At 57.2% G+C, this 24,043-nt stretch carries 18 protein-coding genes and 1 pseudogene; 7 read left to right on the top strand and 12 right to left on the bottom strand.

Going from position 1 to position 24,043, the window contains the following annotated elements; all coding sequences use genetic code 11:
• Positions 1–222: 222 nt before the first annotated feature.
• Genes LQ249_RS05200 through LQ249_RS05210 form a run of 3 tightly spaced genes read left to right on the top strand, consistent with a single transcriptional unit; the run spans position 223 to position 2,794 of the window.
• Positions 223–1,224 (top strand): ABC transporter ATP-binding protein, encoded by a 1,002-nt coding sequence (locus LQ249_RS05200; protein WP_227778782.1) that lies wholly within the window; start codon positions 223–225, stop codon positions 1,222–1,224.
• On the top strand, positions 1,221–2,012 hold the full coding sequence (locus tag LQ249_RS05205) for an ABC transporter permease (protein ID WP_079442848.1): 792 nt from the start codon (positions 1,221–1,223) through the stop codon (positions 2,010–2,012). Before LQ249_RS05200 ends, LQ249_RS05205 begins: the two co-directional genes overlap by 4 nt.
• Positions 2,012–2,794 carry an ABC transporter permease gene (locus LQ249_RS05210; protein WP_079442849.1) on the top strand — a complete coding sequence of 261 codons (783 nt, stop codon included), beginning with the start codon at positions 2,012–2,014 and terminating at the stop codon, positions 2,792–2,794. Before LQ249_RS05205 ends, LQ249_RS05210 begins: the two co-directional genes overlap by 1 nt.
• Before the next feature lie 55 nt (positions 2,795–2,849).
• Here LQ249_RS05210 and LQ249_RS05215 read toward each other — a convergent pair.
• Positions 2,850–2,984: pseudogene (locus tag LQ249_RS05215) on the bottom strand (oligopeptide/dipeptide ABC transporter ATP-binding protein); the annotation flags it as partial.
• 182 nt (positions 2,985–3,166) lie between these two features.
• On the opposite strand from LQ249_RS05215, the gene LQ249_RS05220 reads away from it, so the two are divergent.
• Together LQ249_RS05220 and LQ249_RS05225 are read left to right on the top strand one after the other, a co-directional pair.
• A complete protein-coding gene (locus tag LQ249_RS05220; protein ID WP_232566241.1) occupies positions 3,167–4,579 on the top strand; it encodes a DUF6861 domain-containing protein in 1,413 nt (470 codons plus the stop codon).
• 8 nt (positions 4,580–4,587) lie between these two features.
• Positions 4,588–5,205 carry a GAD-like domain-containing protein gene (locus tag LQ249_RS05225; protein ID WP_108525359.1) on the top strand — a complete coding sequence of 206 codons (618 nt, stop codon included), beginning with the start codon at positions 4,588–4,590 and terminating at the stop codon, positions 5,203–5,205.
• 173 nt (positions 5,206–5,378) lie between these two features.
• Here the strand turns inward: LQ249_RS05225 and LQ249_RS05230 are convergent, their stop codons facing one another.
• The 11 genes from LQ249_RS05230 to LQ249_RS05280 all read right to left on the bottom strand — a co-directional run bounded on the left by LQ249_RS05230 (position 5,379) and on the right by LQ249_RS05280 (position 21,944).
• Complete coding sequence (locus LQ249_RS05230; RefSeq protein WP_017845442.1) at positions 5,379–6,350, bottom strand: peptide ABC transporter ATP-binding protein; 972 nt, start codon at positions 6,348–6,350, stop codon at positions 5,379–5,381.
• Positions 6,350–7,318 (bottom strand): ABC transporter ATP-binding protein, encoded by a 969-nt coding sequence (locus LQ249_RS05235; protein WP_046488134.1) that lies wholly within the window; start codon positions 7,316–7,318, stop codon positions 6,350–6,352. The genes LQ249_RS05230 and LQ249_RS05235 overlap by 1 nt, the downstream gene beginning before the upstream one ends.
• 10 nt (positions 7,319–7,328) lie before the next feature.
• Positions 7,329–8,240: an ABC transporter permease subunit gene (locus tag LQ249_RS05240; RefSeq protein WP_026139829.1), complete on the bottom strand. Its 912-nt coding sequence runs from the start codon at positions 8,238–8,240 to the stop codon at positions 7,329–7,331.
• 10 nt (positions 8,241–8,250) lie between these two features.
• Entirely contained in the window at positions 8,251–9,261 is a 1,011-nt protein-coding gene (locus LQ249_RS05245; RefSeq protein ID WP_046384710.1) for an ABC transporter permease subunit, read from the bottom strand.
• A 75-nt stretch (positions 9,262–9,336) separates the two neighbouring features.
• Positions 9,337–10,935, bottom strand: coding sequence for an ABC transporter substrate-binding protein (locus LQ249_RS05250; protein WP_232566242.1), 1,599 nt, complete (start codon positions 10,933–10,935; stop codon positions 9,337–9,339).
• Between the two features lie 80 nt (positions 10,936–11,015).
• Complete coding sequence (locus LQ249_RS05255; protein WP_126587524.1) at positions 11,016–12,410, bottom strand: OprD family outer membrane porin; 1,395 nt, start codon at positions 12,408–12,410, stop codon at positions 11,016–11,018.
• 169 nt (positions 12,411–12,579) lie between these two features.
• Positions 12,580–14,124: an ABC transporter substrate-binding protein gene (locus LQ249_RS05260; protein ID WP_371928142.1), complete on the bottom strand. Its 1,545-nt coding sequence runs from the start codon at positions 14,122–14,124 to the stop codon at positions 12,580–12,582.
• Between the two features lie 363 nt (positions 14,125–14,487).
• Positions 14,488–16,116, bottom strand: a complete 1,629-nt coding sequence (locus LQ249_RS05265) for an ABC transporter substrate-binding protein (protein WP_057004240.1) — start codon at positions 16,114–16,116, stop codon at positions 14,488–14,490.
• A gap of 258 nt (positions 16,117–16,374) precedes the next feature.
• Positions 16,375–17,976, bottom strand: a complete 1,602-nt coding sequence (locus LQ249_RS05270; protein ID WP_046384705.1) for an ABC transporter substrate-binding protein — start codon at positions 17,974–17,976, stop codon at positions 16,375–16,377.
• Between the two features lie 92 nt (positions 17,977–18,068).
• Positions 18,069–20,840 carry a hypothetical protein gene (locus LQ249_RS05275; protein WP_186355021.1) on the bottom strand — a complete coding sequence of 924 codons (2,772 nt, stop codon included), beginning with the start codon at positions 20,838–20,840 and terminating at the stop codon, positions 18,069–18,071.
• 393 nt (positions 20,841–21,233) lie between these two features.
• Complete coding sequence (locus tag LQ249_RS05280) at positions 21,234–21,944, bottom strand: SIMPL domain-containing protein (protein ID WP_201021899.1); 711 nt, start codon at positions 21,942–21,944, stop codon at positions 21,234–21,236.
• Between the two features lie 204 nt (positions 21,945–22,148).
• Here LQ249_RS05280 and LQ249_RS05285 point away from each other — a divergent pair, with 204 nt between their 5' ends.
• Together LQ249_RS05285 and LQ249_RS05290 are read left to right on the top strand one after the other, a co-directional pair.
• Positions 22,149–23,411 carry an ATP-binding protein gene (locus tag LQ249_RS05285; RefSeq protein ID WP_017845431.1) on the top strand — a complete coding sequence of 421 codons (1,263 nt, stop codon included), beginning with the start codon at positions 22,149–22,151 and terminating at the stop codon, positions 23,409–23,411.
• Complete coding sequence (locus LQ249_RS05290) at positions 23,404–23,964, top strand: response regulator transcription factor (RefSeq protein WP_004372278.1); 561 nt, start codon at positions 23,404–23,406, stop codon at positions 23,962–23,964. Before LQ249_RS05285 ends, LQ249_RS05290 begins: the two co-directional genes overlap by 8 nt.
• Positions 23,965–24,043: the final 79 nt, after the last annotated feature.

Consider the following 24,043-nt stretch of genomic DNA (forward strand, 5'->3'; position numbering starts at 1 on the left):
TCTGGCTTCATTAATCGATGGGCTTGCGCGAGATGTCAATCAAGCGTCGATAAGTGCAATCATAAATCAGTACTGTGAATTCAGAATTTAAATGTGTAATAACGTTTCTTGATGACGTGGATCGGTGCGTGATATTCAAGTCGGCGTTGAAACGATATGCGCAATGGATAGCTCATTTTCTTCAAGGTCTCGCTTGCGATGGATTGTATTAGTGTAAAAAATTTGTCCAAAACCTACCTGATTAAAGAGCGCTCGGAAGGGCCGCTCGGTTGGCTGACAAGTCTGGTATCTCCCAAGAGTTCAGAGAAGACGGCTGTTGACGATATTTCATTTACGGTCAAGCAGGGTGAGGTCGTAGGCTTTCTCGGACCGAATGGCGCAGGTAAAACCACTACATTGAAAATTCTGTCGGGGCTGCTCTATCCGACGGCAGGACAAATATCGGTTCTCGGTTATCAACCACAATTGCGGAGCAAGGAATTTCTCAAGTCCATCTCGCTGATCATGGGGCAACGTCAACAGTTGATCTGGGACTTGCCGGCCATGGAAACTTTCCGGCTGAATCAGAAGATATTCGAAATCTCCGATGAACAGTTCAAGCAGACCTATGGCTATCTGGATGAATTGCTTAAGGTATCGAAGTTGGCCAAGGCGCCGGTGCGAACCCTGTCGCTTGGCGAGAAAATGAAGTGTGAGCTGGTCGCATCGTTACTTCATGACCCCAAGGTTCTTTTTCTCGACGAGCCGACTATCGGACTCGATGTCGGGGTGCAAAAGATAGTTCGTTCATTTATTCGGGACTATGGCCGCGAGCGCAATGTGAGCGTTCTGCTGACGTCGCATTACATGCAGGATATTGAAGCCCTGTGTGAGCGAGTCGTTGTCGTTTCCGATGGCAAGATCTCCTTCGATGACACCCTGGAGTCGCTGCGTAAACGCATGTCGGATCACCGCATCATTACGGTGGAATTGTCTGAAAGCGTTATGGCTTCGGCACTTGGCCGGTACGGTCTGGTGCGCTCCGCAGACGGCTTTGTGCATGAGTTGCTGGTGCCGGCTGCCGAGGTGGTGGGTGTCTGTTCGCAGGTTCTGGCCGAGCAGCCGGTCATCGACATTTCCATCGGTGATCCACCGATCGAAGAGGCTCTGCTGAAGCTGTTCATGGCCTCTCAGGCCGACGCCGGGCAAAAGGTCAAGGGTGCGCCCGGGGAGTGTGTCGCGTGAGCCGGTTTGCCATGAAAGTCGCAGGCGTTGCGCGCACAGCCATTCGTCGCAAGGTTGCGCATCGCGCAGAGTTGTTTGTATTGGTACTAGCCTCTTTGGTGCCGTTATTCATGATGGTCATCTGGATGGGCATTGCAAAGGATGCCGCACTGGAAGGTTTTACCCCGGCCAGGTTTGCCGCTTACTTTGCGCTGGTATTTCTGGTTGGCGAAATCGTCTCCAGTACAGCTGCTGAAGAAGTAGAGAGCGACATTCATTCGGGGGATATTGGCAGTTTCCTGTTGAAGCCGTTCAATATTGCCTTCTATTACTTTCTGGGTGAAATGGCTTCGGCGATGGTCAGAGTCATACCGATATTTTTCCTGGTGGCTGGCGTATTCCTATTTTCCGAAGCGGGTAAGTATTTGCACCTGAGCTATCTGATGCCTGCACTGCTCGGAGTCATACTGGGTTTTGCCATCAACTATTTACTTTATTTCATCGGCGGGCTTGCGGCGTTCTGGTCCGATCAGGCAAGTGCCTTTGATCTGGTGTTGACTTACATGCTCACGCTGTTTGGTGGGGTCCTTGCTCCGTTGACGCTTTATCCGGGCTGGATGCAGTCGGTACTTGAGTGGTCACCGTTCCCTTACATTATTAGCTTTCCAATCAGAATCATCATGGGCGAGTTGACAAACGAACAGTTGGTTAATGGATTGCTATTTCAGGTTGTGCTGGTTGCTGCACTTTCGTTGTTGGCTAATTTTATCTGGGCCAAAGGTGTAAAACGTTATTCGGTGTTCGGATAATGAAGACGTTGAGCGCAGTCAAGTCGCTTCTGACAGCAAGGTTGCAGGCCAATATGAAAGACCGCGTGCCGGTCTTTGTCAGCCTGTTGAATACAGCCCTACTGGGATTGTCCGTTTATGTCGTGATTGAGATTTTCTTTGGGAATGTCGAGACAATTGGTGGCTGGAATAAACAGCAGTCGATTGTGTTGTATGGTGCCTTTATCCTTATTCGCTCCTTTGTACAAATGGTGGTATTGCCCAACTGCGAGGCCGCCTCGAAGTTGATCATCAGCAAGTCCATTGATACTTATTTGTCCAAACCGGTTGATGTGCAAACCATTCTGGCCTTTGGGCAGTTGCGCCTCTGGCATATTTTCGGGGTCCTGCTGGGGCTGGGTCTGATGCTGGGTGGCAGTCATGCGCAAGGGCAACTGACATTGCAGACGCTCGGCGCTTTCTTGGTCTTCATGGTCCTCGCGTGTGCGCTGGTTTATTCGGTCTGGTTCAGCATTGCCAGTCTGGCGTTCTGGACCAAGAAAACCGGCAACATTTCCCACCTGTTGTTTATGTTTCTGACCACCGGACGGTTCCCGTCCGGCGCGTATCCGGAGTGGATCCAGGTCGTGATCATGACCGTAGTCCCTGTCTTTTTCATCATGGAAGTGCCCGCGCAATCAGCGATGGGGATGACGACGGGGCGGTCTTTGGCGGGCGCTGTACTGGCGACTCTGGCCTTCTTGCTGTTGTCTCGATTGCTTTGGCATTGGGGGGTCAAGAAATACCTTCGAGAGGGCGCCTGACACTCGCAACACCGAAATTTAGGGCGCTCTTGATCTTCATGAAAAAGAATTCGCTGCTGCTGCACCGCGCCGTCGCATACGGGCAGCGCTTGTGGAAAGCGCAGCCGGACGGCGGGTTCAGCGGGTTGGGCAGTTCGCCGACGATTTTGATCTTTGGCTTGTTCGGGTCCGGGTGGATGGTCGGTTCATCCGCCACCAGCACTTTCGGTTGTAGCATCAAGGCGCGGGCCTTTTTCCGTTACTCGTGGATGGTGGATAGTAATTTCTGTAAGTTTTTTCCAGAAAGAAGTCGGACCGTTCCTGATTTAAGACATCCCCACAATTGCTCGTACTAGATCGTTAGCCTCCCCTGAAAAGCAACGGGTTATACCCATGCAGGCAGATTGGGGAGCAAGAAAAATGGATGGTTGGCATTACGTACCGTCATGGAAACAGATTGAAAACCACCTTCTTGGCCCCTTCCCCAGCCACCTACAAACTCAGCACTCTGCCCAAGCACCATTCTGCGGGAACTATGAGCAACACGCGTTCAATCCACGGCTTATCCCGCAACGCCTCAAATTCGTTGACCGAGCGTTCTTTCTCGCCCGTACAAAGACAGTGCGGAACTTGCACGATCGCTTCGCCGATATCGATTTAAATGCCGTTATTGACGACCTGATCAGCACTGTGACCGATATGGCAATGATCCTGGTTGGCGCTGCATTAACCGGAGCGGCTATCGGCGGCGGGATTGGAGCACTGGGTTTTGGCGCAGGTGCGCTCCCTGGTGCGATAGTCGGGGCTAGCCTTGGCGCACAGGCGGGCACTTGGATACTGGCGATTCTTGGACTTCAATCCATCGCCGAGTTTTTTCTAGAGGGTCTGCCTACCATCATTGAGCAGTACTTGCGAGGCATCAAAATCGCTTGGGAAGGTTCTCGAGCGCCGGCAACTGGTGTGTTGGGAGGCATGGGGCCGGGGTGCGAATACGGCAGTGTGCATCATGCTTCTACAGAAATTGCCAGTGCCCACACCGCCGTCATTCTTTTGCTCTTGAGCGCGATTGTCGCCTATCTGACCCGAGGACGGGGCGAGGCCACACTACTCGCCAGCCAAATGAGCAATAGCCGTCGAGGAGGCCGATTAGCGCAATGGATGCTCAAGCATGAAGAACGATTGAAACAGCATCCAGACTTACAGCCGCGGGAGCCTCGTAAGGGGGTATTGGGGACACCGGAGCAGTCGACGCCTTCTCGGCGCGCGAATACCGATCAGCCATCACCTAAACCCAAGGTCATGCCGCTCGTCAAAGTACCCTGCTTTAGCGCCGCCAATATGCCTTCTTCAAAGATTCCGGAGTTTGATCGGCAATTGGCAGGACAAGAAAAAGGGCTTAACAATCTGACGGTGGCGGAATATCTTAAAACGCGGGAGGCGTTCAAAGATCGGCTTAGTGTACGTGATCCAAGAGTCGCCAAAGAGGCCCGTATAGACCTTCAAAATAATGTTCAAAGTCAACTATTCGAGAAATTTCGCTCGGAAGGTCTTTCACCCGCTAGCGCTATGTCAAAGGCATCAGAAGTGGCGAGCGAAAAAATGAAAAAATTAGCCGCTCTTCATAATCCGGATCTTTATTCAGGTGGCAAGGATGTTATTGGTGGGTTTGGCGATCGGCAAGTAAATTCAAGTATTGGTGCTCAATGGCGAAGTAGGGTTTCTGAGTTGGATAAGGTTGCGGGTAGTATTGCTCAGATGGAGCAGGAGCGTATAAAAATCAATACCCAGTTGAAACGGTGTAAATAGGTGATTTTATGGACGAAGATTTCGATTTTTTTCTAAGTACTTTCGGTCCCGGTTTTGATCGAAGGTCCGTTTCCTCCTCGACCATCGAGCAGTATAGGGGGAAATTGCCTGACCAGCTATTAACCTATTGGGAAGTCTATGGGTGGTGTGGGTATGCAGGCGGTATTTTCTGGAGCGTAAATCCACAAGAGTATGAATCTATTGTCAGTGAATGGCTTAAAGGAACAAAGCTATGGGGCACCGATGTGTACCATGTCATTGCTCGAAGCGCTTTTGGCACTTTGTATTTGTGGGGGGAGCAGTCAGGATACTCTCTAAAAATATCTTCGGTAGATGCTTATTACATTTGTCGAGAGTCAATGTTTACAGGCGATCAGCTTGACTTTGGGGTGCGGTGTTTTTTTAGTGGCTTGACGGTTAAAAGTAACGACTATGAGAATTTGTTTGCTGTCGCAAAAAATAAATTGGGCAGATTGCATGAAGGCGAAATGTACGGATTCACGCCCGCTCTTGCATTAGGCGGTCAACGTACACTTGCGGGGATAGAAAAAGTTGGCGCTGTTGAATATCTGACTTTTCTATCTCAGGTGTCTGAGTTAGAAGAACTGATAGCTCCCAACATATAGCTATGCCGTTTCAGATACATCCAGTGCACAGGATGTATCGTCAATTTCAGAAGTGGCACTTTTGGCCTCGCAGGCAAAAAAAGCCCCTCCCGCCAGGCTGATGCGCAACCTGACGGGAAGGGCTGTAGAACGCTGTGTCACCGCGCCCCCCACAGGGGAGCGCGACTCTCGTTTCAGGCGACGAACTGCTCCGCATAGTGGCAAGCCACCTGGCGGTTATCCAACGCCCGCAACTGCGGCTCCTCGCTGCTGCACCGCGCCGTCGCATACGGGCAGCGCTTGTGGAAAGCGCAGCCGGACGGCGGGTTCAGCGGGTTGGGCAGTTCGCCGACGATCTTGATCTTCGGCTTGTTCGGGTCCGGGTGGATGGTCGGTGTGGCCGACAGCAGCGCCTGGGTGTACGGGTGCAGGGGGCGCGCGTAGATGTCGCCCTTGGGGCCGACTTCCACCGGGCGCCCGAGGTACATCACCATCACGTCGTCGGCGACGTGTTGCACCACCGCGAGGTTGTGGGAAATGAACACGTAGGCGGTGTTGAATTCCTGCTGCAAATCCATGAACAGGTTAAGCACCTGGGCCTGGATCGACACGTCCAGTGCCGAGGTCGGCTCATCCGCCACCAGCACTTTGGGTTGCAGCATCATCGCCCGGGCCAGGGCGATCCGTTGGCGCTGGCCGCCGGAGAACATGTGCGGGTAGCGCTGATAGTGCTCAGGGCGCAGGCCCACCTGCTTCATCATCGCCTGGACCTTTTCGCGGCGTTCGGCGGCGGACAGGTGGGTGTTGATCAGCAGCGGTTCAGCCAGTTGGTCGCCGACTTTCTGCCGCGGGTTCAACGAGGCATACGGGCTCTGGAATACCATCTGCACGTCTTTGCGCAATTGCTTGCGCTGCGCCTTGTCGGCGCCGGCGACTTCCTGGCCGGCGATTTTCAACGAGCCCGACGACGGCTCTTCAATCAGCGTCAGCGCACGGGCCAGGGTGGATTTGCCGCAGCCCGACTCGCCCACCACGGCGAGGGTCTTGCCGGCTTCCAGTTCGAAGGACACGCCATTGAGGGCGCGCACGGTGGCGTGGCCCTTGAACAGGCCTCGGGACACTTCGTAGTGACGGGTCAGGTCGCGGGCGGTAAGAACGACGGCCATTACGCCACCTCCTGGTTCAAGGGGTAGAAGCAGCGCGCGAGGCTGTTCGATTTAGGGTCCAGGCCCGGGCGGGTCTGGCGGCAGCTGTCTTGCACGTAGGGGCAACGCGGCGACAACAGGCAGCCTTGCGGGCGGTCATAACGGCCGGGCACGATGCCGGGCAGCGTGGCCAGGCGCGCGGCACCGAGGCTGTGTTCCGGAATCGCCTTGAGCAGTGCTTCGCTGTAGGGGTGCGCCGGAATGTCGAACAGTTGCGGTACCTGGCCGACTTCCACGGCTTGGCCGGCATACATCACACACACGCGCTGGGCGGTTTCCGCGACGACCGCGAGGTCGTGGGTGATCAGCACCAGGCCCATGTTCTGCTCTTTCTGCAGGGCCAGCAGCAGGTCCATGATCTGGGCCTGGATGGTCACGTCCAAGGCGGTGGTCGGTTCGTCGGCGATCAGCAACTTCGGCTCGCCGGCAATCGCCATGGCGATGGCCACCCGTTGGCTCATACCGCCGGACAGTTGGTGCGGGTAGGCATCCATCCGGCTGGCGGCGCCGGGGATCTCGACTTTTTCCAGCAGTTCGATGGCACGCTTGCGCGCTTGCTTGCCGGACATCTTCAGGTGCAGGCGCAGCACTTCTTCGATCTGGAAACCCACGGTGTAGCTGGGGTTCAGCGCGGTCATCGGGTCCTGGAACACCATCGCCAGGTCTTTGCCGACGATCTGCCGACGCTGGCGGTTGCTCAGCTTGAGCATGTCCTTGCCGTCGAAGTTCAGGGCGTCGGCGGTGACGATGCCGGGGTGTTCGATCAGGCCCATCAGCGCCATCATGGTCACGGATTTACCCGAGCCCGACTCGCCCACGATCGCCAGGACTTCGCCTTTGTCGACGCAAATGTCGAGGCCATCGACCACCGGCACGGCGGTCTTGTCGCCGAAGCGCACGTTGAGATTCTTGATTTCTAACAGTGACATGGGAATCTCCTCAGGCGGCGTTCTTGAGTTTCGGGTCCAGCGCGTCGCGCAGGCCGTCGCCCATCAGGTTGATTGCCAGCACGCTGAGCAAAATGGTCAGACCCGGCAGGCTCACGACCCACCAGGCGCGTTCGATGTAGTCACGGGCCGAAGCCAGCATGGTGCCCCACTCCGGCGTTGGCGGTTGCACGCCCAGGCCGAGGAAGCCCAGCGCGGCGGCATCGAGGATCGCCGAAGAGAAACTCAAGGTCGCCTGCACGATCAGCGGCGCCATGCAGTTGGGCAGCACGGTGATGAACATCAGGCGCGGCAGGCCGGCACCGGCGAGGCGGGCGGCGGTCACGTAGTCGCGGTTGAGTTCGCCCATCACCGCGGCGCGGGTCAGACGCACGTAGGACGGCAGCGACACGATGGCGATGGCGATCACGGTGTTGATCAGGCCAGGGCCGAGGATCGCGACAATGGCGACGGCCAGCAGCAGCGACGGCAGGGCGAGCATGATGTCCATCAGGCGCATGATGGTCGGGCCGAGCAGGCGCGGGAAGAACCCGGCGAACAGGCCGAGCAGGATGCCCGGAATCAGCGACATCACCACCGACGACAAACCGATCAGCAGCGATAGGCGCGAGCCTTGGATCAAGCGCGAGAGCAAGTCACGGCCGAGTTCGTCGGTGCCGAGCAGGAACTGGATCTGCCCGCCTTCCAGCCACGACGGCGGGGTCAGCAGGAAGTCGCGATATTGTTCGCTGGGGTTATGCGGCGCCACCCACGGGGCGAACAGCGCGCAGAACACGATCAGCAACATGAACAGCAGGCCGGCAACCGCGCCTTTGTTCTTGGAGAAGGCTTGCCAGAATTCTTTGTACGGCGACGGGTACAGCAGGCTCTGATCGACTGCTGACACTGGAGTAGGTGTGGTCATGGTCATGATCTCAGCGCTGGTGACGGATGCGTGGGTTGACGAAGCCGTAGAGGATATCCACCACGAAATTCACCAGGATCACCAGGCAGGCGATCAGCAGGATGCCGTTTTGCACCACCGGGTAGTCCCGCGCGCCAATGGCTTCGATCAACCATTTGCCGATGCCGGGCCACGAGAAGATGGTTTCGGTCAATACCGCACCGGCCAGCAGGGTGCCGACTTGCAGGCCGACCACGGTGAGCACCGGGATCAGCGCATTCCGCAGGCCATGCACGAACACCACACGCGCCGGCGACAGGCCTTTGGCCTTGGCGGTGCGGATGTAGTCTTCGCGCAACACTTCGAGCATCGACGAACGGGTCATCCGCGCAATCACCGCCAGCGGGATGGTGCCGAGCACGATGGCCGGCAGGATCAGGTGGTGCAGGGCGTCCCAGAACGCGTCCGGCTCGTTGGCCAGCAGGGTGTCGATCAGCATGAAACCGGTGCGTGGCTCGATGTCGTAGAGCAGGTCGATACGCCCGGAAACCGGGGTCCAGCCCAGGCTCACCGAGAAGAACATGATCAGGATCAGGCCCCACCAGAAGATCGGCATCGAATAGCCCGCGAGGGAGATGCCCATCACCCCGTGGTCGAACAGCGATCCTCGCTTCAACGCCGCGATCACCCCCGCCAACAGGCCCAGGATACCGGCGAACAACAGGGCGGCCATGGACAGCTCCAGGGTCGCCGGGAAGAGTGCGGTGAACTCGGTCCACACGCTGGTGCGCGTGCGCAGGGATTCGCCAAGGTCGCCTTGGGCCAGCTTGCCGATGTAGTCCAGGTACTGCGCATACAACGGCTTGTTAAGGCCAAGGCGTTCCATTGCCTGTGCGTGCATCTCGGGGTCGACCCGGCGTTCGCCCATCATGACTTCTACGGGGTCGCCTGGAATCATGCGGATCAACGCAAACGTCAGCAACGTGATGCCGAAGAAGGTGGGGATCAATAACCCCAATCGGCGGGCAATAAAACTAAACATCTTGTGGTGTACCTCAATCAGCCGGTTAGGCAGGTTCGACACCGTCAACGTCGACGGTGTCGAGCGTTCTTCTTATTACTTCACCTGGGTGGTGGCGAAGTTATTGGTCGTCAGTGGGCTTTGGGTATAACCCTCGACGTTTTTGCGCATGGCGGTGAACATTTTCGGATAAGCCATGGGGATCCACGGTTGATCCTTGCCAAAGACGTCCAGTGCTTGTTCATAGAGTGCAGCGCGCTGGGTGGGTTCAGCGATGGCGCGCGCCTTGTCGATCAGGTCCTGAAATTCTTTATTACACCAACGGGCGTAGTTTTCGCCGTTCTTGGCCGCATCGCAACTCAGGTTCGGGGTGAGGAAGTTGTCCGGGTCACCGTTATCGCCGGCCCAGCCTGCAGAGACCATGTCGTGCTCGCCCGCTTTGGCGCGTTTGAGCATCTCGCCCCACTCCATCACCTTGATGTTGACCTTCAGGCCGATCTGGGCCAGGTCCGCTTGCATGCGCTGGGCGCCGAGCATCGGGTTGGGGTTGGTCGGGCCGCCGCCGTTACGGGTGAACAGGGTGAACTCGGTGCCCTCCGGCACGCCGGCTTCCTTGAGCAGGGCGCGGGCCTTGTCGAGGTCGCGTGGCGGGTTTTTCAACGTGTTGTTGAAACCCAGCAAAGTCGGCGGATACGGACCGGTGCCGACAACTGCGTTGCCTTTGCCGTACAGGGCCTCAGTGTAGCCGGCCTTGTCGAACGCGATGTTGATCGCGTGACGCACCCGCGCGTCGCTCATGTATTTGTGGGTGGTGTTCAAGGCAGTGTAGCTGGTGGTCATGGCCGCCAGTTCATCGACTTTCAGGTTCGGGTCTTTCTTGATGCTCGGGATGTCGTCGGGCTTCGGATACAGCGCGATCTGGCATTCGTTGGCCTTGAGCTTCTGCAGGCGCACGTTGTTGTCGGTGGTGATCGCCAGGATCAGCGGGTCGGCCGGCGGCTTGCCGCGGAAGTAGTTCGGGTTGGCCTTGAAACGCACCTGGGCGTCCTTGGCGTAGCGGGTGAAGATGAACGGGCCGGTGCCGACCGGCTTGGCGTTGAGGTCATCGGTCTTGCCGGACTTGAGCAACTGGTCGGCGTATTCGGCCGAGTGAATCGACGAAAACGCCATGGCCAGGTCGGCCAGGAACGGTGCTTCCGGACGGGTCAGGGTGAAGACCACGGTGTGATCGTCGGTCTTCTCGACGCTCTTGAGCAGTTCCTTGAAGCCCATGCTTTCGAAGTACGGGTAGCCCACGTTGGACTTGGTGTGCCACGGGTGTTTCGGGTCCAGCTGGCGCTGGAAGCTCCAAAGCACGTCGTCGGCGTTCAGGTTGCGCGTGGGTTTGAAGTAGTCGGTGGTGTGGAACTTGATGTCGTCACGCAGGTGGAAGGTGTAGGTCAGGCCATCGGCGCTGATTTCCGGCAGGGCCTTGGCCAGCGCCGGGATCACTTCGGTGGTGCCGGGCTTGAAGTCCACCAGACGGTTGAACAGGGTTTCGGCGGCGGCGTCGGCGGTGACGGCCGTGGTGTACAGGACCGGATCGAAACCTTCCGGGCTGGCTTCGGTGCAGACCACCAGCGGTTTGGCCGAAATGCCGACCGCCACGCTCAACAGCGCAGCGGCAATGGCAGCTTGTAACGGGAGCATGTTCATTCGGAGCCCTCTGCAATCGATGGAACCAGACGAGCGTAGAGGGCGGACTCGTCCTGAGCCCGCCGTCTACCTGGCGCTGATTAAAGGATGTTGAACGGGATGGTGGTGACCAAACGGAACTCTTTGATGCTGCCGTCGGACTGGAACTCACTGCCACGGTGCTCAACGTAGGTCGCACGAATGGCCGTGGCTTTGAGTGGGCCGCTCTGGATTGCGTAAGAGGCGCCTACACCGTATTCCTGGTGTTTTTCGCCGTCTTGGCTCTGGATGCCGTCATAGGCGAACTTGGCCCGACCACCATTGCCGGTGTAGTGGGTGCCGTCGATGCCCCAGCCGCGCGCCGAGTAAGCGTTGAACTTCAGGCCTGGCACGCCGTATTCGGCCATGTTGATGGCGTAGGCGATCTGGAAGGACTTCTCGTTCGGGCCGTTGAAGTCCGAGGTCAGGGAGTTGGCCAGGTAGATGCCGTTGGTTTCGTGCAGGTAGTCGAAGTACTCGTTACCGTTCACTTCCTGGTACGCGAAGGTCAGGCTGTGCGCCTGGTGGGTCAGGCCGAGCGACAGCGAGTAGGTGTCGTTGTCGATTTCGCCCATCAACTTTTTGCCTTCGTCGACGGTCTTGTAGTAGTTCAGGCCGGTGGTCAGGCCCAATACCGAGCTGTCGCCCAGTTCATGGGTCGCGCCGAAGTAGTACTGGTTCCAGAAGTCTTTGACGTTGGCGGCGAAGATGCTGGTTTTCAGGCTTTTCAGCGGTTGGTAGTTCAGGCCCAGGGTCGACACCTTGTCGGTTTCAGCGCCGTTGCCGTATTCACTGCGGAATTTCGACAGGCTCTGTTCGGTACGTGGCGAAACGCGGTCGAACACGCCGCCCTGGAACGACAGGTTACTGAACTCTTCGCTGTTGAAACTCACCCCTTCGAAGCTCGAAGGCAGCGCACGGTTGCCGATGGTATCGACGATGCCGCTGCTGAAGTTCTGGCGACCGGCGGTCAGGGTGGTGTTGGAGACGCGGAACTGCACGTTGGCCAGGCCCAGTTTGCTCCACTGGTCGACTGCATCGCCGTTGGAGTCGGCCAGGGTACGGTTGGAGCCGCCCTTGATGTCACGCTTGCTGCGGTCCAGGACCAGTGCGTTGTAGACCGCCAATTCGGTCTTGACGCCCACGGTACCCTGGGTGAAACCCGAGCTGGCGTTGAGGATGGTGCCCTGTACCCAGTTGGTACGATTGCGGTCGGTGCGGGTTTCGCCGTGCTTCTTGTACTCGAAGGTGCCCCCACGGTACTTGCTTTCATGGGAGTACCAGTTACGCGTGGTGCCGCCCAGGCTGAAGTCCTCGATAAAACCCTTGGCTTCGCTTTGAGCGCTGGTGCCGGCCAGTGTGGTAGGAACGAAGTCCTGGCTCTGGGTTTCCGCGTAAGCGGTCGCCGTGATGCTGCTGATGGCCAGGGCCAGAAGCGCTGTGCTGCTCAGTTTCATGGGTGAAGCTCCTTTGGTTCTCTTTTTTTATGCCGGTCTTTTAGGTGATCCGGCTATTGGTGTGTAACTCGTTCAAGCATTTGCAAACGTTTGCTGTAGGAAATTTCCCAACAGAAGGCTGCAAGTTTGCCGGAGAGTGTTATCCACTCCCCGCAATCCGGTTATTTTCTTATGGGGTGATACTGACGCCCGAGAACACGTTGCGGCCGAAGGGGCTCACTTGGAAACCTTCGACTTTGGCGCTTAACGGCTGGTTGACCGTCGAGTGGGCGACTGGCGTGATCGGCACCTGCGCTTTGAGCAGTTGCTGTGCCTGTTTGTACAGAACAGTCCGTTGTTCGCGGTCGGTGACGACCTTGGCTTGCTTGATCAGCTTGTCGTATGCCGGGTCGCACCACATGGAGTAGTTGTTCCCGCCGATGGCGTCGCAGCTGTAGAGGGTGCCCAACCAGTTGTCCGGGTCGCCGTTGTCGCCGGTCCAGCCGATCAGGCTGATATCGTGCTCACCGTTCTTGGTGCGCTTGATGTACTCGCCCCACTCGTAGCTGACGATCTTGACCTTGAGGCCGATCTTGGCCCAGTCGTTCTGCAGCATCTCGGCCATCAGCTTGGCGTTGGGGTTGTACGGCCGTTGTACCGGCATCGCCCACAGGGTGATCTCGGTGCCTTCCTTCACGCCGGCGGCCTTGAGCAGTTCCTTGGCTTTTTCCGGGTTGTAGGCGGCGTCTTTGATGCTGTCGTCGTAAGACCACTGCGTCGGTGGCATGGCGTTGACCGCCAGTTGCCCCGCGCCCTGGTACACGGCGTTGAGGATGCTCTGCTTGTTCACCGCCATGTCCAGCGCCTGGCGCACTTCGAGCTGGTCGAACGGTTTGTGGCGCACGTTGTAGGCGATGTAGCCGAGGTTGAAACCTGGTTTGGTCAGCAGTTGCAGCTTGGGGTCGGCCTTGAGAGCGTCGACATCCGCCGGACGCGGATGCAGGGTGATCTGGCATTCGCCGGCCTTGAGCTTTTGCACGCGCACCGACGCGTCGGTGTTGATGGCGAAGATCAACTGGTCGAGCTTGACCCGGCTCGGGTCCCAGTACTGTTTGTTGCCGGCGTAACGGATCTGCGAGTCTTTCTGGTAGCGCTGGAAGACGAACGGGCCAGTGCCGATCGGCTTCTGGTTGATGTCGCTGGGCTTGCCCTGCTTGAGCAACTGCTCGGCGTATTCGGCCGACAGAATGGAGGCAAAGCTCATGGCGATATTTTGCACGAACGCCGCGTCGACCGTGTTCAGTGTCATCACCACGGTGTGCGGGTCGGTTTTCTCGACCTTGGCGATGTTCTTGTTCAGGCTCATCCCGTTGAAGTACGGAAACTCGGTGGGGTAGGCCTTGCGAAATGGATGGTCGGGGTCAAGCATGCGGTTGAAAGTGAACAACACGTCGTCGGCGTTGAAGTCCCGCGTGGGCTTGAACTCTTTATTGCTGTGGAATTTCACCCCTTCGCGCAGGTGGAAGGTGTAGGTCAGGCCATCTGGCGAAATATCCCACTTGGTTGCCAGCCCCGGTACGACGCTGGTCGCGCCCTTTTCAAACTCAACCAGGCGGTTGTACAGCGGCTCGGCCGCATCGTTGTCGGTGGCGGTGGTGTACTGCGCGGTGTCAAAGCCCGCCGGGCTGCCTTCAGAGCAAAACACCAGGCTCTTTTTTTCGGCGGCGTGGCCCATCGTGGCCACAGCCAGCAGGCTGGTGCCAAAAATTGCGGATAGAACGGTGGTATGGCGCATGACGATCCCGATCCTTGTTTGTAGTTGTCATCAGCGAGCAATCCCCCCGGCATACGGCCAGGGGGACATCACTGATTCCACGCACAGCAAGTGCCCATCAGATTGGAGCCTCTGCTGTCCTACGACGTTAGGGGTCGAGGACTTCGCAGTAAATGCGCAAAATCTGACTGACCTTGTAGGCAACGGAGCCGCGAATCGAAGTTCATTGCCGTAGGACGGCAGCGAGCGCGAATGTGGTCTGTTTCCTACTGGCCTGGCGGATGCAATAACGGCGACGTTATGAAACGTCGCCGCCATCGTTCCTTACTTGCCGCTCACGCTCACGCCGTAGAACGAGTTCAGGCCAAACGGGCTGATCTTGAAGTCCTGTACGGTGTTGCGCATGGGTTGATACACCGTCGAGTGCGCGATAGGTGTCATCGGGACTGCATCTTTGAGGATGTGTTGCGCCTGCTTATACAGCTCGGTGCGTTTGGCGACATCCGAGGTGGCCTTGGCTTCTTTCACGATGCCGTCGAATTTCTTGTCGCACCATTTGGAGAAGTTGTTACCGGACAGCGAGTCGCAGCCGAACAGCACGTTCAGCCAGTTGTCCGGGTCCCCATTGTCGCCGCTCCAGCCAATGATCATGGCCTGGTTCTCGCCGCCTTTGGAACGCTTGATGTACTCGCCCCATTCGTAGCTGACGATGTTGACCTTCAGGCCGATCTGTTTCCAGTCGTTCTGCAGCATCTCGGCCATCAGCTTGGCGTTCGGGTTGTACGGACGCTGGACCGGCATGGCCCACAGGGTGATCTCGGTGCCGTCCTTGATCCCGGCTTCCTTGAGCAGTTCCTTGGCTTTGGCCACGTCGTGCGGGGCATCTTTGATGGTGGTGTCGTAGGACCACTGGGTCGGCGGCATGGCGTTGACCGCCAATTGGCCCGCGCCCTGGTACACCGAGTCGATGATCTGCTGCTTGTTCACCGCCATGTCCAGCGCCTGGCGCACGCGCAGGTCGGACAGCGGGTTAGGCGCGGTCTGGCCCTTGAGCACCGGCATGACGTTGTAGGCGATGTAGCCCAGGTTGAAACCGGCCTGGTTCGGCAGTTTCAAGTCCTTGTCGTCGCCCAGTGCCTTGAGGTCGGCCGGACGGGGGAACAGGGTGATCTGGCATTCGTTTTTCTTGAGCTTCTGGATACGCACCGACGGGTCGGTGGTGATGGCGAAGATCAGGTTGTCGATCTTCACGTCTTCAGGTTTCCAGTAGTCCTTGTTGCCGGTGTAACGAATGTTCGAGTCTTTCTGGTAGCTCTTGAACACGAACGGGCCGGTGCCGACAGGTTTCTGGTTGATGTCCTGCGGCGTGCCGTTTTTCAGCAGTTGCGCGGCGTACTCGGCCGACTGGATCGACGCGAAGCTCATCGCCAGGTTCTGGATGAAGGCGGCGTCCACGGTGCCAAGGGTGAACTTGACGGTGTGGGCATCGACTTTCTCGATGTTCTTGATGTTGGTGTCCATCCCCATGTCCGTGAAGTACGGGAACTCGGTGGGGTAGGCCTTACGGAACGGATCGTCTTTGTTGATCATCCGGTTGAAGGTGAACAGTACGTCGTCGGCCGAGAACTCGCGAGTGGGCTTGAAGTACGGGGTGGTGTGGAACTTGACGCCTTCGCGCAGGTGGAAGGTGTACGTCAGGCCATCCGGGGACACGTCCCAGCTGGTGGCCAGGCCAGGAACGACGGCGGTGCCGCCACGTTCGAACTGGCTCAGACGGTTGAACATGGTTTCGGCCGAAGCATCGAAGTCTGTTCCGGTGGTGTACTGGCCTGGATCAAAACCGGCCGGGCTCCCTTCGGAGCAGAACACCAGGTTAGTCGCCGCTTGGGCGAAAGGCGCTGCGGCCATAAGGCCAGCGCTAACAAGTAACGGAATGACTGCGTGTTTAAGCATGTTGGCCTCATGATTTGTTGTCATTTTTGGTAGTGAGGGCGACCTCGTGAGTCGGCCTGCGGATACTTATGCAGGGGCCATACCCATTGCAAGATGCTGAACGGTTGCAAGGATGAAAGAGTGGTACGAACGTACAAGAATGTCGCAAATATGAAAGTTTCGACATAAATGCGTACATTTGGAGGGCTTTTTCGGTGCCGCATGAGCACCAAAAAGGCCCAATCGAGGCGTGTTATGCACTCGATTGGGGCGTTGCTGTTACTTATCGAGACTCACGCCGTAGAACGGCGTCAGGCCAAAGGGGCTGATTTTGAAGTCCCGCACTTCCTTGCGAAGCGGCTGGAAAACCGTCGAGTTCGCAATAGGCGTTATAGGTACTTGTTCTTTAAGGATTTTTTGTGCCTGCTGATACCACTTGATACGCTGCTCGCGGTCGCTGCTGACCTTGGCCTGTTGCACCAGCTTGTCGTAGGCCGGGTTACACCATTTGGCGTAGTTGCTGCCCTTCACCGCGGCACAGCTGTAGAGCACGCCGAGCCAGTTATCCGGGTCGCCGTTGTCGCCGGTCCAGCCGTAAATCATCGCATCGTGCTCGCCATTCTTGGCGCGCTTGATGTATTCGCCCCACTCATAGCTGACGATGTTGGCCTTGATGCCGATGTTGGCCCAATCCTGTTGGATCATTTGTGCCGACATTCGCGCATTCGGATTGGACGCGCGTTGTACGGTCATCGCCCACAAGTTGATGGTCGTACCGGGTGCAACCCCTGCTTCTTTTAGTAGCGCCCGCGCTTTGGCCGGGTCGAACGGGGCATCCTTGATCGTCGGGTCATAAGACCACTGCGCCGGAGGCAATGCGTTCTGCGCCAGTTGCCCGGCGCTCTGGTACACGGCCTTGATGATCGCCGGTTTATCGATGGCCATGTCCAGGGCCTGGCGCACCTTGAGTTGATCCAGCGGCGGATGCGTCACGTTGTAGGCCAGAAAACCCAGGTTGAACCCTGCTTGCTGCAACACGCGCAGGTTGGGGTCTTGTTTCATTACCTCGATGTCGGCAGGGCGCGGGTAACCGCTGACCTGGCATTCGCCGGCCTTGAGTTTCTGCAGGCGCGACGCGGCGTCCGGGGTGATCGCGAACACCAGGTTGTCGAGCTTCACATCCTCGGGTTTCCAATACTGTTTATTGGCGACGTAGCGAATCTGCGAGTCCTTTTGGTAACGCTTGAACACGAAAGGCCCGGTGCCCACCGGTTTTTGGTTGATGTCTGCGGCGTTGCCGGTCTTCAGCAGTTGCGCGGCGTACTCGGCCGATTGCACCGAGGCGAAACTCATCGCCAGGTTCTGTACGAACGAGGCATCGACGTTGTTCAGGCTGAAGCGCACGGTGTGCTCGTCCAGTTTGTCGACGCTTTTGATCGTGGTGTTCAAACCCATGTCGGTGAAATACGGCGACTCGGACGGGTAGGCCTTGCGAAACGGGCTGTCGGCATCCAGCAGGCGGTTGAAGGTGAACAACACGTCATCGGCGTTGAAGTCGCGGGTGGGCGTGAAGAAATCGGTGGTGTGGAACTTGACGCCATCACGCAGGTGGAAGGTGTACGTCAGGCCGTCGTTGGAGACCTCCCAACGGGTCGCCAGGCCGGGTTCGACCTCGGTGCCGCCGCGCTTGAACTGGGTCAGACGGTTGAACACGGTTTCGGCGGAGGCATCGAAATCGGTGCCGCTGGTGTACTGGCTGGGGTCGAAGCCGGCGGGGCTGGCTTCGGAGCAGTAGACCAGGGTGCTGGCCGCCTGGGCCATGGGCATAAAGGCCAGCAGGCCGGCAGCGAGGAGCAGCGGTTTGAAGATGGTTCTTTCCATGGAGACCCCTGAAGTGGCGGCATATGGCTGCCCAAACGAAAACGACGGTCCCCGAGGTTACCGCCGTTCAGGTTTATCAGGTAGGGGCTCACTTATATATGTGTTGGCGTCGACACTTCAATCAGGGTTGGCGCGGACGGGTCGATGGTGTAAGTGTCACCACTCAGTTCATTACTTTCACGTATCGTGAATGCCCGCGTGCTGGTGATATCCAAGTCTCGATTAGGTACTGTGCCGTCTTCGGTTCTGAGTTTAAGAACCCATTTGGTCGTGGCCTTGACCGTGTGCGTATTCAGTGAAGGATCATACTCTATGATGAAATGTTTTTGACCTGCCGAAACACCGTAGTTGTCTTTAAGTTGCGGTGGCATTAATTCCAGATAGGCTGGATGCGTGGCGCCTTGGTGAGCCACCTCTGAAATACGCGCTCTCAGATCAGCGTCGGGAATAGTCTCTTCAAGTACGGCCAGCCTGCTTTGTATGGTTTCATGTGCTTCGCCTCCCCTGAAATCAAGTTCGGTTCGCACGATATGACCATTCTCTCTTTTTATGATGGAGTAAATTTCTCGGTTCAAGTCAGGCGCAAAACTTTCGGAGTATCCAGTGTCAGGTTTGGCTCTCTCTCCTTCGGTGACGGCGAAATTACCGTCGTCGATTGTCCAGGAAACAGACAGTTTTCTTTTTATGTTTGAGCCTTCTTCGTACACGTCGTCGTAGAATCGGTAGTTTTTGCTTTCGTCCAGGTTCAAGTAGTCGTCAAACTTCTCGGCGCCGAGAATTTTCGAGCCCTTATCATCAACAAAGCGCTCTGAGAACTTGGGGGTGGATGTTGATTCGGTGCTGGGGGTTGGCGAAGGCGAGCGCTGCCATGGCCATTTCACTCCGCCATCGCCACTCGCGGACTTCCACTGCCCAGCACCTGCAGCATGGACCGTCAGCACGGGTTTGCGAGTGCCTGGGTTAATGACTTGAACATAATTGTCGCTGAGTTTGAAATCGCTTCTGATCTCATACACGTTGCTCGAACCTGTGCCGTCGGTATAGCGGATAAACCATTGATCCTCACCGCTGGTTTTATTCTTGACCTGATAAATACCTTTCGCATTGGGTTGGATATGTTCAATAAGTTGCTCACCGTTCGGCATTGCATGCTCGCTGATATTCTCCGATTCGCTGGGGCGCAACAAGTTGACCTCAGGCTCTAGAGTATGGGAACGCGGAACTTCAGCGTCATTGCTCGATACCTTGGGGGTTCGCACCAAATCAATGTCGTTCGAACGCTCGTTATATTCCCAGCTGTAGCGTTCAACGACCGGGGTCTTACCTAAACCAGACTCCAGCCCTATTGTCGCAAGTTCGTGTCCCAGTTGCAGAGTTGATATCACCGCTGCGGCAGTGCCGCCAACCCGATCATTGGCGGTCATGCCATAGATCGAGTCATGGGCGCCGAAAAAAATATTGCCTGCGTTGCCGACGACGGGGATATAACCGAAAGTATTACCCCAAAAGTCCTTCGCAGCCTTCCAGCTTTGTTGCGTGGAACCAAACACCTCAGTTTGGTCGGACCATACTGAATTGTTTGTGTTCACCTCTTGGTATTTACCTGCAAGACCCGAATCCAGATTGCCGTATTTCAACCGGTAATCGCCACCTCGCGATTCGGTATAGTTGAATGTCTCTGCCACTGGCACGGCTTTATCGGCGAATATACTGGAATACCCTGGGTAGGTTGCATGAGGGTCGACAATCAAATTGTTGAGTACGTCCCCCGCCTTGGGCCAATGTGCATCTGTGCCGCCTTGCCGGTCGCTGGCGTTGAAACTGCGCTGCACATTTTCCCGGTTGTCTTTTGCCCAGTTGGCAAAATCCGCATCGCCGTGTATTTCACGAACTGCGCCGTTCTTCAAATCAAGCATCAAACCCTTGTTGGGCCGATGCTCATAATTGCCGTCAAAAGGGGTATGAGGAATAAATGCATAGCCTGCCAGTGGATAGCCGTAGATGTTGGGAATAATGACTTGTGCATTATTTTCTAATGTACGCTTTACGGCCGCTTGGCTGGCAGGCGTGAGTTTTTCAAAACTGTCTTTATTATTCGCCAGGCTCTGCAAGGTGCCCCGTACAACATAGGCGTCTGCTTTCCCTGAACGTATCGCCAGTGCTCCCGACTCGTGGCTCATGGGCTTGGCTATTTCATGTGTCCAATGATTTTGAAGATTCTGCCCGTGCAATTCCAAGTCGGCGACCTTGCTGCGGTCTTGTGGCGCGATCTCCATGAACTGGAAGTTGAGCGGGCCTCCTCGCTGCACTTTGTCGTGCGCAAAAGCACCCGCCGCGATTTCCCATGCAAAGTAAGTGCGTTTTTCGGTGTCGGTCAGCACCTCGGGTTTTCCGACCCCTTTGTAGGAGGTGAACGTCACTGTGATTTTTTCATGCGGGTCGTACCCGGCCGCCATTAACCCTCCGCTAAAGTAACCAGCAGGTTCGAGGAACTGGCGAGTCTTCTGAAATTTGATGTTGCGTTCGCCTTCGTTACCACGTTCTATCGTATTTGTCTGCGTGACGACGCGCCCGGCATAGGCATCAATGCGCTGCGTGCGCTCCCGCTGCGTATAGCTCGCCGTTGGTGGAGAAGGGGAGACTGATCCAAAAATGACTTGCTTGGAAAAATCAAATTCGTTTTCAGGCGTAGGACCTTTAATCGGTGTGTCGCCCGCTGAAACGCCAAGCGTTCCCTGAGGCGTATTAGTTTGTGACGAAGTTGAGGTCTCAACTTCTCGTTTTTGACGATTATGTACAGGAGTAGGCGGGATAAACGGAGCGTTGGTAGTGACGGCAAGTGGCGGTAGGGATGACGGACACATATTTATTCTCGGCTGATTTTATTCATGAGTTTCATGAGGTTAATTATCTGGCGCGAAGCAATAGCATTCGATACGCGACACTGCTTTATGGCGCCTTTCAGTGGTTTGGTTTTTCTCTAAGTGCTGTTGAGTTACATGAGTGCTGTAGGGCGGCGGATGAAGCCTTTATAACTGGGTGGCGGCATGGCTATTAAAGGTTCCCATGCCTGCTTTATGCTCTGTGACGTAACGACAGTAGCTTTGTGGGGTGCCTACAACTTTAGAAAGAAGTCTTATGCCAAGATATGAGCGACCCACTTATGATTCAAAATGTTTAGATGAGTTGAATGAAACTGCTCGCGAAAAAAAACGGCGCCAGCCTTGTCGGGCCGCGCCGTTTTTTGTTGATAAGACTTATTGCAAGACTTCGATGACCCCGTCGGCGCTCATGCTCACTTGACTGGTCCCCGCCTCAACTTCCGGCGTCGGCGCCGAATCCATCATGGCGGCTTTCATCATCATCCCGCCGCGTGCGTAAGGTTGTGGATAACCATTGGTGTTGAAGTTCAGGTTGACGATCTTATAACCCTTGCCGCCCAACGCATCGGTGGCCAGTTGGGCGCGAGCCTTGAATGCGCTGACCGCGTCCTTGAGCAGGGCGTCTTCGCTGGACCTGCGCGTGGTGTCAGCGATGGCGAATTCCATGTTTTGCATTTTCAGGGTGTTGAGCAACTCGCCGGTGAGCTTGGACAGCGCCGGGAAGTCTGCGCTCTCCAGGCGTAGTTCGGCGCGTTCACGCCAACCGGTGATCTTCTGATTCTTACTGTCGTAGATCGGGTAGCTGTTGCGGCTGCCCTGACGCAGAGTCACGGCCTTGACTTCGCGGGCCTGGCCCAGGGCCTGGTTCATGGTGGTGGTGATGTCGGCGGCGAGCTTGGCGGGGTCGGCGTTCTGGGATTCGGTATAGAGCGTCACGATCATCTTGTCGCGGGCCACTTCCTGGCTGACTTCGGCGCGCAGGGCGATCTGGTTGTAATGCAACTCATCGGCGGCGACGGCCGGGAGGCTGGCCAGGGTGCTGGCGCTGAGGGTGAGAGCGGCTGCGTTGCGAATGAAACGGGACATGGAAGCTCCTTGGAATGTTCGTATCGGTATGACTGTAGACGGTGGTGCCGGGTTCTTCGGGTTTACACATTCACTACAAGTTGTCGCAGTGCCGACGAACGGTCATTCAGCGCGCCTGCGTCAAAGAGCCACACGCGCCGTGTCTGCCGGTCGGCTTCGTTTATACTCCTGCCGATCCGCCTGCAGCGCTCACCGGGAGAGCTCATGCTCGCCGCCGTAAAACTGACTTCCGCCACCCGCCAGAACCTCTGGCGCCTGACGTTCATTCGCACCTTGGTATTGGCCGCGCAGGCCGGTTCCGTCGGGCTTGCCTATTGGTTCGACCTGCTGCCGCTGCCGTGGCTGCAACTGAGCGTGACCCTGGGTTTTTCCACCGTGTTATGTGCGTTTACCGCCATCCGGTTGCGTACCACCTGGCCGGTGACCGAGCTGGAATACGCCCTGCAGTTGGCCTGCGACCTGTTTATCCACAGTGTGTTGCTGTATTTCTCTGGTGGTTCCACCAATCCGTTCGTTTCGTATTACCTGGTGCCCTTGACCATAGCGGCCGTGACCTTGCCGTGGCGCTACTCGGTGATACTCTCCGGCATTGCCCTGACCCTGTACACCTTGCTGCTGGCGCAGTTCTACCCGTTGCAGACGTTCCCCATCGCCCGGGAAAACCTGCAGATCTACGGGATGTGGCTGAGCTTCGCGCTGTCGGCCGCAGTCATCACCTTTTTTGCCGCGCGCATGGCCGAAGAACTGCGCCGCCAGGAAGAATTGCGCGCCATCCGCCGCGAAGAAGGCCTGCGCGACCAGCAACTGCTGGCCGTCGCGACCCAGGCCGCCGGTGCGGCCCATGAGTTGGGCACGCCCCTGGCGACCATGAGCGTGCTGCTCAACGAAATGACCCAGGACCATCACGATCCGGCGCTGCAAGAAGACCTCGGCGTGCTGCGCGAACAGGTCAAGCAGTGCAAGCAAACCTTGCAGCAACTGGTGCGCGCCGCCGAAGCCAACCGCCGCCTGGCGGTGGAGATGCAGGACGTGACCCAGTGGCTCGACGAAGCCCTGAACCGCTGGCACCTGATGCGTCCCGAAGCCAGTTACCGTTTCCACCTGCTGGGGCAGGGCAGCGTGCCGCGCATGGCGCCGCCGCCGGACCTGACCCAGGCCCTGCTCAACCTGTTGAACAATGCCGCCGATGCCTGCCCCGAAGGCCTGGAAGTGCAGCTGGACTGGGACACGGAAAACCTCACCATCAGCATTCGTGACCACGGCGCAGGCGTGCCGCTGGCTATTGCCGAGCAGATCGGTAAACCTTTCTTTACCACCAAGGGCAAAGGCTTCGGCCTCGGCCTGTTTTTGAGCAAGGCCAGCGTGACCCGCGCGGGCGGCTCAGTGAAGCTCTATAGTCATGAGGAAGGCGGCACGCTCACCGAGCTGCGCCTGCCCCGTGTCGCACGAGGAGATATCGATGAGTGATGAGATCCAAGTCGAAGGCGAAGAACTGCCGCACCTGTTGCTGGTAGATGATGACGCTACCTTTACCCGCGTCATGGCGCGTGCCATGAGCCGTCGCGGTTTCCGCGTCAGCACCGCGGGCTCCGCGGAAGAGGGCCTGAGCATCGCCCAGGCCGACCTGCCGGACTACGCCGCGCTCGACCTGAAAATGGACGGCGACTCCGGCCTGGTGCTGCTGCCCAAGCTGCTCGAACTCGATCCGGAAATGCGTGTGGTGATCCTCACCGGTTATTCCAGCATTGCCACCGCTGTCGAAGCCATCAAGCGTGGCGCCTGCAACTACCTGTGCAAACCGGCGGACGCCGACGACGTGCTGGCCGCCTTGCTCTCCGAGCATGCCGACCTCGACACCCTGGTGCCGGAAAACCCGATGTCGGTGGACCGCCTGCAGTGGGAACACATCCAGCGCGTGCTGACCGAGCATGAAGGCAATATCTCGGCCACCGCCCGCGCGCTGGGCATGCACCGGCGTACCCTGCAACGCAAGCTGCAGAAGCGCCCGGTACGGCGCTGAACGCCGGCTGAACAATCTACTTCAGGCCGCACGGCGCCTTGAACCGATGCTCTATGATCGGTTCAAACGCCTGCCATCT

The organism is Pseudomonas sp. 7-41 (assembly GCF_021233075.1).
GTDB classification, from domain to species: domain Bacteria; phylum Pseudomonadota; class Gammaproteobacteria; order Pseudomonadales; family Pseudomonadaceae; genus Aquipseudomonas; species Aquipseudomonas veronii.